The organism is Kitasatospora sp. NPDC059747, assembly GCF_042732955.1.
Lineage (GTDB): Bacteria > Actinomycetota > Actinomycetes > Streptomycetales > Streptomycetaceae > Kitasatospora.
The window spans coordinates 22,197-29,835 of record NZ_JBHWGV010000111.1; the positions used below are offsets into that span (position 1 = coordinate 22,197).

Sequence of the window (7,639 nt, forward strand, 5' to 3'; positions counted from 1 at the left end):
CGCCCCGGCGGGGCGCCGGTGTAGCCGCCCCCCCCGCGGGGGGGCCGGGCGCCGGGGGGGCGCGCGCGGGGGCCCGCCCGCCCGGCCCCGGCCCCCCCGGCGCCCTGCCGACCTCAGGAGGTCAGCGAGGTCTTGCGGGTGGAGATGATCTGGTCGATCAGGCCGTACTCGGCGGCCTCCTCGGCGGTGAGGATCTTGTCGCGCTCGATGTCCTCGCGCACCTGCTCCACCGACTTGTTGGAGTGCTTGGAGAGCATCTGCTCCAGCTGCTCGCGCATCCGGAAGATCTCCTTGGCCTGGATCTCCAGGTCGGACACCTGGCCGCGGCCGGTCTCGGTGTACGGCTGGTGGATCAGGATCCGGGCGTTCGGCAGCGCCATGCGCTTGCCGGGGGTGCCGGCCGCGAGCAGCACGGCCGCGGCGGAGGCCGCCTGGCCCATGCAGACCGTGGTGATGTCCGGCTTGACGTACTGCATGGTGTCGTAGATGGCCGTCAGAGCCGTGAACGAGCCGCCGGGCGAGTTGATGTACATCTGGATCTCGCGGTCCGGGTCCATCGACTCCAGGCACAGCAGCTGCGCCATGATGTCGTTCGCCGAGACGTCGTCGACCTGCGAGCCGAGGAAGATGATGCGCTCCTCGAACAGCTTGGCGTACGGGTCGTACTCGCGGATGCCCTGCGTGGTGCGCTCGACGAAGCGCGGGACGATGTAGCGGCCCTCGGCGCGCATGTCCTCGACGCGGGCCTGGGCGGCCGACAGGCTGGGGATGTTCATGGGGGTTCTTGTCCTCCGGGGCGTTGGGGCTGTGGTCTCGTGGGCCGGGCCGAGGCTCAGGCGCCCGTGCCGCCGCCGCCGGGAACGTCCGCGGCGCTGTGCATGATCGCGTCGATCAGGCCGTACTCCAGGGCCTCCTCCGGCGTGAACCAGCGGTCGCGGTCGGAGTCCCGGGTGATCTGCTCGAAGGACTGGCCGCTGTGGAAGGCGATCAGCTCGGACATCCGCTTCTTGGTGCGCAGCAGCTGCTCGGCCTGGATGCGGATGTCGGTGGCGGAGCCGCCGAGGCCGGCCGACGGCTGGTGCATCAGGATGTTGGCGTTCGGCAGCGAGAAGCGCTTGCCCTTGGCGCCGGCCGTCAGCAGGAACTGGCCCATCGAGGCCGCCATGCCCATCGCGATGGTGACGACGTCGTTCTTGATGTACTGCATGGTGTCGTAGATCGCCATGCCGGCCGAGATCGAGCCGCCCGGGGAGTTGATGTAGAGGAAGATGTCCTTTTCCGGGTCCGCGGCCAGCAGGAGCAGCTGCGCGGTGATCTTGTTGGCGATGTCGTCGTCGACCTGCTGGCCGAGGAAGATGATCCGCTCGTTGAGCAGCCGGTTGTAGACCTGGTCGCCCAGGCCGCCGAGCACGTCACCAGAGGCGGCGTGCGGCGCCATCGGGCCCATCTGCATCTGCGGGAACGTCACTTAGCCACCTGCTCAGTCGATTTGGACGGTCGCCGGGCGGCCGTCACGGTGTCGCACAGCTTCCGGGTATCACGTCGTGATTGTTGCTGTCCAAGGACCCTAACGCGCAGGCCGGGCCGCAGAATCCCCCACGCAGAACTGTTCGCTGTGAGCGCAGGGTCACGCGCGCCGGACGGGACTGCTCCGGTTGGGGTGCCCGCGCCGGGAACGGCGACGGGCCCGGACGCCATGACGGCGTCCGGGCCCGCTGCGTGCCTCAGGGGGCTACCGCGGCCATCAGGCCTCGGTGGTCTCCTCGGCGGCGGCCTCGGTGGCCTCGACGGTCTCGCCCGACTCGTCCTCGTCGTCGAAGTTGACCTCGTTGCCCTCGGTGTCGACGACCTTGGCGGCCTCGACCACGGTGGCCAGCGCCTTGCCGCGGGCGACCTCGCCGACCAGCAGCGGAACCTGGCCGCCCTGGACGACCTGCTGGGCGAACTGGTCCGGGGTCAGGCCGGAGCCGGCGGCGCGGCGGATGAGGTGCTCGGTGAGCTCCTCCTGGTTGACCCCCAGCTCCTCGTTGGCGACGATCTGGTCCAGGACGAACTGGGTCTTGATGCCCTTCTTCGCCTGCTCCTCGATCTCCGCCTCCCACTCCTCGCGGGTCTTGCCCTGGGTCTCCAGGTAGGCGTCGATGGTCAGGCCCATCGGCTCCAGCTGGTGGTGCTCCAGGTTGTGCTTGCGGGTCTCGATCTCGTCCTTGAGGAGCTTCTCCGGGTACTCGATGTCGACCAGCGCGAGCAGGGCGTCGAGGACCTTCTCCTGGGCCTGGGTGGCCTGGTCGTACTCCTTCATGCGCTCCAGGCGCTTGCGGGAGTCGGCGCGCAGGTCCTCCAGGGAGTCGAACTCGCTGGCCAGCTGGGCGAACTCGTCGTCCAGCTCGGGCAGCTCCTTCTCCTGGACGGCGGTGACGGTGACGGTGACCTCGGAGGTCTTGCCCGCCTGGGTGCCGCCCTTGAGCTCGGTCTCGAAGGTCGCGGTGCCACCGGCCTCCAGGCCGGTGACGGCGTCGTCGATGCCGTCGATCAGGCGGCCGGAGCCGATCTCGTAGCTCACGCCGTTGGCGGTGCCGTCCTCCGGCACCTCGCCGTCGACCGTGGCGACGAGGTCGATGACCACGATGTCACCGGCGGCCGCGGCGCGCTCGACGTCCTTGACCGAGGAGAAGCGCTCGCGCAGCTGCTCCAGGGACTTCTCGATGTCCTCGTCGGCGACGACGATCGGGTCGACGGTCACCTCGATGGAGGAGAACTCCGGCAGGGTGATCTCCGGGCGGACGTCCACCTCGGCGGTGAACTTCAGGTCACCGCCATCGGCGATCGTCTCGACACCCTCGATGTTGGTGATGTCGGGCTGGCCGAGGACCTCGATCTTGCCCTCGTCGACGGCCTGCGTGTAGAAGCGCGGCAGGGCGTCGTTCACGGCCTCCTCCAGCACGGCGCCACGGCCGAAACGCTGGTCGATGACGCGAGCCGGGATCTTGCCCTTACGGAAGCCCGGAACCGTGACCTGCTGGTTGATCTTCTTGTACGCCGCGTCGAGGCTGGGCTTGAGCTCCTCGAAGGGCACCTCGACGGTGAGTCGAACCCGGGTCGGGTTCAGAGTCTCGACGGCGCTCTTCACGGTTTGGTCTCCTATGGGCTTGCGGTCAGGTTGCCTCCCCAGCCCCGGATCGCGCCGGCCGGGGCCGGTACGGGTGGGTCTGGCGAGACGGGCGATGGGCGGTTGGAGCTGCATCTCCCGTGGGGGGTGGACGGTGAGCGTGACTCCTCGCCCTCGTGCGGTTGACCTGGGTGTTCGCCGCAGGGACTACCGCCAGCGCCCCATCCTACCGGTACCACGAAAGGCGGACGCCAGACGTCACCGTACCCGGGGAACAGAACAGGGCCCCGCCCGGTGGGCGAGACCCTGCCGCACGTCGGGGTGACCGGATTCGAACCGACGGCCTTCCGCTCCCAAAGCGGACGCGCTACCAAACTGCGCCACACCCCGTGGTGCCGAGAGGAAGCGTACACGCCGGGCCCCGGCGGTTCGCCGACTTATTCCGGGCCGCCGGAAGGGGTTTCGGGAGCGCGTCCGGGGGGCGCGGAGAAATGCGGTGTGCACGGGAGCGACCGGACCAGGTACGCTGTTCCCCGAACTTCCGGCTGCGTGCCGGGGGATCACGCGGGCGTAGCTCAATGGTAGAGCCCTAGTCTTCCAAACTAGTCACGCGAGTTCGATTCTCGTCGCCCGCTCCACGGCCCGGCCCCGGTGCGTCCTCGCACCGGGGCCGTCGGCGTTCCCGGGTCCGTCCGCAGGTCAGAGCCCCAGGCGGGCGGCGCGGGCCGCGGCGCGGTCGAGCAGCAGGTGGACGTCGGCCTCCCGGGTGGTCGGGCGGTCGTTGTACTCGTCCGGGGAGTGCGCCGGGCGGCCGGTCGCGTGCAGGACCTCCATCAGCTGGACGCGCGCCGTACGGACGGTGCGCGGGGTGCCGTAGCCGTGCGCGAGGACGGCGGCCTGCGCGCCGAGGAGGCAGACCCGGCCGCCCGCGTCCCACAGCGCGCCCTGGAGCCAGCCGAACGCGCCGATGTAGCGCGAGGCGAGCCGCAGGTGGTCGGCGGCGCTGACCGGCACCGGACGGACGGGGCGGCGCAGCACCCGGCCGACCAGGGTCGCCCGGGGCTCGGGGTGGCCGGCGTGCCACGCGAGCGGGGCGGTGCCGTACGGGCAGACGTACGGGACGGGTGTGCGGGCGGGGGCGGGCAGGGAGGCGAGGTAGGCCTCGACCTCGGCGACCAGGCCGGAGCCGTCGGCGCCCCTCAGGATCGACGGTGGGAGGGGCAGCAGCGGCGGCGGGGACGTCGGGACGGTGCGGGGCATGCGGTTCTCCGGGCTGGCGGCCTTCAGGTTCCGCTCCCAAAGTGGGGCATGGCGGACATTTCCGCGACCGGAGGTCCGGGCGGTCCGGGCGGTTTCCCGGCAGGCTGTCGGGCCGATAGCCTCGGCGCGTTCGAGCACGGTTCGATCGCGTGTCCGGAGCGTCACGCGGGACCGCGCGTCACGCAGATCACTACGCAGACCACTGCGGTCCCGAGGTGGAGGAGTTCCGGTGCGTCCCGAGGAGCGGCTTGCCGTCATACAGCGCTGCGTCGTGCGGGAGATGGCGGGGCTCGGGCAGGTGTTCACCGTCGACGGCGAGGTGGTGCGCGGCCCGGGCACGACGGCGGTGGCCGTGCGCGAGCACCCGGGCGGCGACGGGGCCGGTCACGTCGACCTCGGCTTCGTGCTGCACCTGGGGCGGGCGGACGCGCCCGTGGTCTGGGACTGTTCGGCGGGCCTCGGCAAGACCGAGGAGGAGAAGCTCGCCAACGCGGTGAAGATGTGGGCGACCACCACCGCCTCGGTGCTGGTCGAGCTGGCGGACGGCCGGGGCGTGTACGCCGACCGCGCGGACCACGCCGAACTGCCCGGCTGGCACGCGCTGCAGGGGCCGGCGGCGGTGTTCGGCTTCGGCAACGAGCGGCTGGCGGCCTGGCTCACGGAGCACCGGGTGCTGCCCGCGCTGGCGCCGGCGCTGCGGCCGGGGCTGACCGGGGCGGGGCCGGTCGGGGTGAAGCTCTTCCTGGGCGGGAAGGCGGGCGACGACGTCGCCGAGGTCCGGGTCGACGGCGAGGTGTCGGAGGCGGCTTCGGCGGCGCTGCGCGCGCTGGACTGGCCGCGCGGCGAACGCCTGTGCTGGGCACGGCTGTTCGTCCTGCTGACGGCGGTGCGCCCGGTCGGGCCGGCGGTGGTGCCGGCAAGTGCCGGGGCGCCCGCACCGGTGCGCACGCCCGCCCCGGCGGCAGTGCGCCCCCGGGGACTGTTCGCTCGCTGGCGGGAGGCCAGACGGGCCGGCCGGTGACCCTCGCGCGGGTGCCGCCGGCCCTCCCGTCAGCCGCCGGTGATGCCGGAGATGCTGTGGGCCAGGTTCGCCAGCAGGGAGTTGATCGAACCGGCGACGGTGGTCTCGTGGAGCATGAAGCCGAACAGGGCGGCGATGATCGCGTGCGGGATCTTCAGCTGCTTGTTGCGGATGAAGATGATGCACAGGATCGCGAACAGGACCAGCGCGGAGACGGAGAGTGCCACCCGGACTCACTTCCTCGTTTCATAGCGTGGCGCCACCGGCCGGCGGCACCTGCGAAGCCGGACCCCGGCCTGTCCGACGGTCCCGAGGCGGAATCGCGGACCGTCCGGCACACCCCGGCCGGGCGGGGAGCACTCAGCGATCGCACAAGCTCTTCCGTGCCGCACGTGACGCCCCCCATCCCCCGAATCCTGACCAGTCCCGCCCGGACTCAGTGTGGTCGACCGTGCCGATTGCGTAAAGGTCTGACAGTCGGCCCAACGCCGATATCCTGGGATGCGAGACGAGTTTCCGCCGTCCGAGACGATAGCCGAGTCGTTCTGACGAATCGTCGGCGGGGCCGCGCTGAGCGGCCGGGAAACGCGCGGCGGCGGGGAACGGAAGGCTCAGGTCCACTCCGCTGACGGGGCGCCCGATTTGGCCGAAGATCGGCACCCAGGCTTGACAGCTCCTGCCTGCGGCATGTGCCGGCGCGGGGCCCCGCCCGATCCGGCGGCGGGCGCCGCGGACGGCCCGTCGGCCGGTCGGGGCGTCAGTCGCGCCAGAGCAGCAGCACCGCGCGGTCGTCGTTGATGTCCCGGGCGACCGTCTCGATCAGCGCGGCGGCGGCGCCGGCCCCGGCGCCCGGGCCGCTGCCGGGCACCAGCCGGTCGGCCTCGCCCATCAGCCGGTCCATGCCCTCGGTGAGGTCCCGGCCGGGCGCCTCGACCATGCCGTCGGTGCACAGCAGCAGGACGTCGCCGCGGTTCAGGCGTCCGCGCACGCCCTCGAACTTGGCGCCGTCGTAGATGCCGAGCAGCGGGCCCTCGGTGGCCTCCTTGACCTCCCAGCGCCCGGCGCCCGCCAGGCGCTGCATGCCCGGCAGGTGCCCGGCGGAGAGCAGTTCGTACTCGCCGGTGTCCAGGTCGAGCACCAGGTGGACGGCGGTCGCGAAGCCCTCGTCCCAGGACTGGCGCAGCAGGTAGCCGTTGGCGGCGGGCAGGAAGTCGTGCGCGGGCAGCGAGCCCACCAGTCCGCCGAAGGCGCCGGACAGCAGCAGCGCCCGCGAGCCGGCGTCCATGCCCTTGCCGGAGACGTCCGCGAGGACCACCTCCAGCACGCGCTGGCCCGGGCCGGTGCGGGCGGCGACCACGAAGTCCCCGGAGAAGGACTGCCCGCCGGCCGGGCGCAGCGCCATGTCGGCGTGCCAGCCGTCCGGCAGCCGCGGGACGCGGCTCTGCACCCGCAGCCGCTCGCGCAGGTCGAACAGCATCGTCGAGCCGCCCCACCAGGGCACCCCGACCCGGGCCCGGAACTGGGCCAGCAGCAGGCCGCCGACCCCGGCGGCGCCGACCACGAGGGCCGCGCCGGGGGTGACGCCGTAGACGTACGCCTCCGGGTTCAGGCTGGCGACCCGCTCGCCGGTGTGGATCACGGACTCGGCGGACAGGCCGAGGGCGGCGAGCGCGTACAGCACCACGAGGCTGCCGGGGCGCAGCAGCAGGGCGCCGGCCAGGATCGGCAGGACGAGGGCGGTGGGCGGGGCCCAGGCGGGCATCCAGATGTTGAGCAGGATCAGCAGCGGGACGAGCAGCGCGAGCGCGCAGAGCACCGGCCAGTCGGCGGCGCCGCCGCGGAAGTAGTCGACCCCGGCCGTGCGCAGCCTTCGGCGGGCCCGGCGGAGCCTCCTGCGCAACCGGGCCGTCACGGGGTCGGACGCCGGGACGGCGCCGGGCCTCGTCGCAGTCGTCTGGGGCGGTGCGCCCGGCGGTCTGCCAGCCATGGGGCCCGACCTTATCCACGGGCACCGCCCGGCGTCGACGGCTCGGCCGGGGGCGGTCGCGCCGAGGTGCGGGCGCGTCAGCGGGTTTCGGCCGATCGGTGCGGTGGTGGCCGCGGCGTCAGGAGGCGTGCGCCGGTTGGGCGTACGAACCAGGCGGACGACGTACGCGCCCCGCGTGCGGGGGTCTTCGCGCGCTGCCGGGCTGTGGCCGATGCCACAGGCGGCGCGGGGGCGCGGACGACGGCGGCCGGCCGCGCTGGGG

The 7,639-nt window shown here is 72.6% G+C and carries 7 protein-coding genes and 2 tRNA genes; 2 read left to right on the forward strand and 7 right to left on the reverse strand.

Translation table 11 applies throughout. The features are described from left to right. Window positions 1-113: 113 nt before the first annotated feature. The 4 genes from ACFV4G_RS34480 to ACFV4G_RS34495 form a co-directional block, all read right to left on the reverse strand. Window positions 114-776, reverse strand: coding sequence for an ATP-dependent Clp protease proteolytic subunit (locus ACFV4G_RS34480; RefSeq protein WP_380446130.1), 663 nt, complete (start codon window positions 774-776; stop codon window positions 114-116). A 56-nt stretch (window positions 777-832) separates the two neighbouring features. Beyond that, complete coding sequence (locus ACFV4G_RS34485) at window positions 833-1,447, reverse strand: ATP-dependent Clp protease proteolytic subunit (RefSeq protein ID WP_329931219.1); 615 nt, start codon at window positions 1,445-1,447, stop codon at window positions 833-835. A gap of 297 nt (window positions 1,448-1,744) precedes the next feature. After that, window positions 1,745-3,130 (reverse strand): trigger factor, encoded by a 1,386-nt coding sequence (gene tig, locus ACFV4G_RS34490; RefSeq protein WP_380446131.1) that lies wholly within the window; start codon window positions 3,128-3,130, stop codon window positions 1,745-1,747. A 295-nt stretch (window positions 3,131-3,425) separates the two neighbouring features. Then, a tRNA-Pro gene (locus ACFV4G_RS34495) sits at window positions 3,426-3,499 on the reverse strand. 174 nt (window positions 3,500-3,673) lie between these two features. Here ACFV4G_RS34495 and ACFV4G_RS34500 point away from each other — a divergent pair. After that, a tRNA-Gly gene (locus ACFV4G_RS34500) sits at window positions 3,674-3,747 on the forward strand. Window positions 3,748-3,808: 61 nt separating this feature from the next. Here the strand turns inward: ACFV4G_RS34500 and ACFV4G_RS34505 are convergent. Continuing rightward, on the reverse strand, window positions 3,809-4,369 hold the full coding sequence (locus ACFV4G_RS34505; RefSeq protein WP_380446132.1) for a hypothetical protein: 561 nt from the start codon (window positions 4,367-4,369) through the stop codon (window positions 3,809-3,811). A gap of 229 nt (window positions 4,370-4,598) precedes the next feature. On the opposite strand from ACFV4G_RS34505, the gene ACFV4G_RS34510 reads away from it, so the two are divergent. After that, window positions 4,599-5,390 carry a DUF6348 family protein gene (locus tag ACFV4G_RS34510; protein WP_380446133.1) on the forward strand — a complete coding sequence of 264 codons (792 nt, stop codon included), beginning with the start codon at window positions 4,599-4,601 and terminating at the stop codon, window positions 5,388-5,390. 29 nt (window positions 5,391-5,419) lie between these two features. On the opposite strand, the gene ACFV4G_RS34515 is transcribed toward ACFV4G_RS34510, so the two are convergent. Continuing rightward, window positions 5,420-5,617: a hypothetical protein gene (locus ACFV4G_RS34515; RefSeq protein ID WP_363648347.1), complete on the reverse strand. Its 198-nt coding sequence runs from the start codon at window positions 5,615-5,617 to the stop codon at window positions 5,420-5,422. A gap of 530 nt (window positions 5,618-6,147) precedes the next feature. Beyond that, entirely contained in the window at window positions 6,148-7,290 is a 1,143-nt protein-coding gene (locus ACFV4G_RS34520) for a PP2C family protein-serine/threonine phosphatase (RefSeq protein WP_380446134.1), read from the reverse strand. Window positions 7,291-7,639: the final 349 nt, after the last annotated feature.

Bases quoted from the DNA above. Each gene is read 5' to 3' on its own strand.
- ACFV4G_RS34480 (WP_380446130.1), bottom strand. From the start codon at position 776: ATGAACATCCCCAGCCTGTCGGCCGCCCAGGCCCGCGTCGAGGACATG.
- ACFV4G_RS34485 (WP_329931219.1), bottom strand. From the start codon at position 1,447: ATGGGCCCGATGGCGCCGCACGCCGCCTCTGGTGACGTGCTCGGCGGC.
- ACFV4G_RS34505 (WP_380446132.1), bottom strand. From the start codon at position 4,369: ATGCCCCGCACCGTCCCGACGTCCCCGCCGCCGCTGCTGCCCCTCCCA.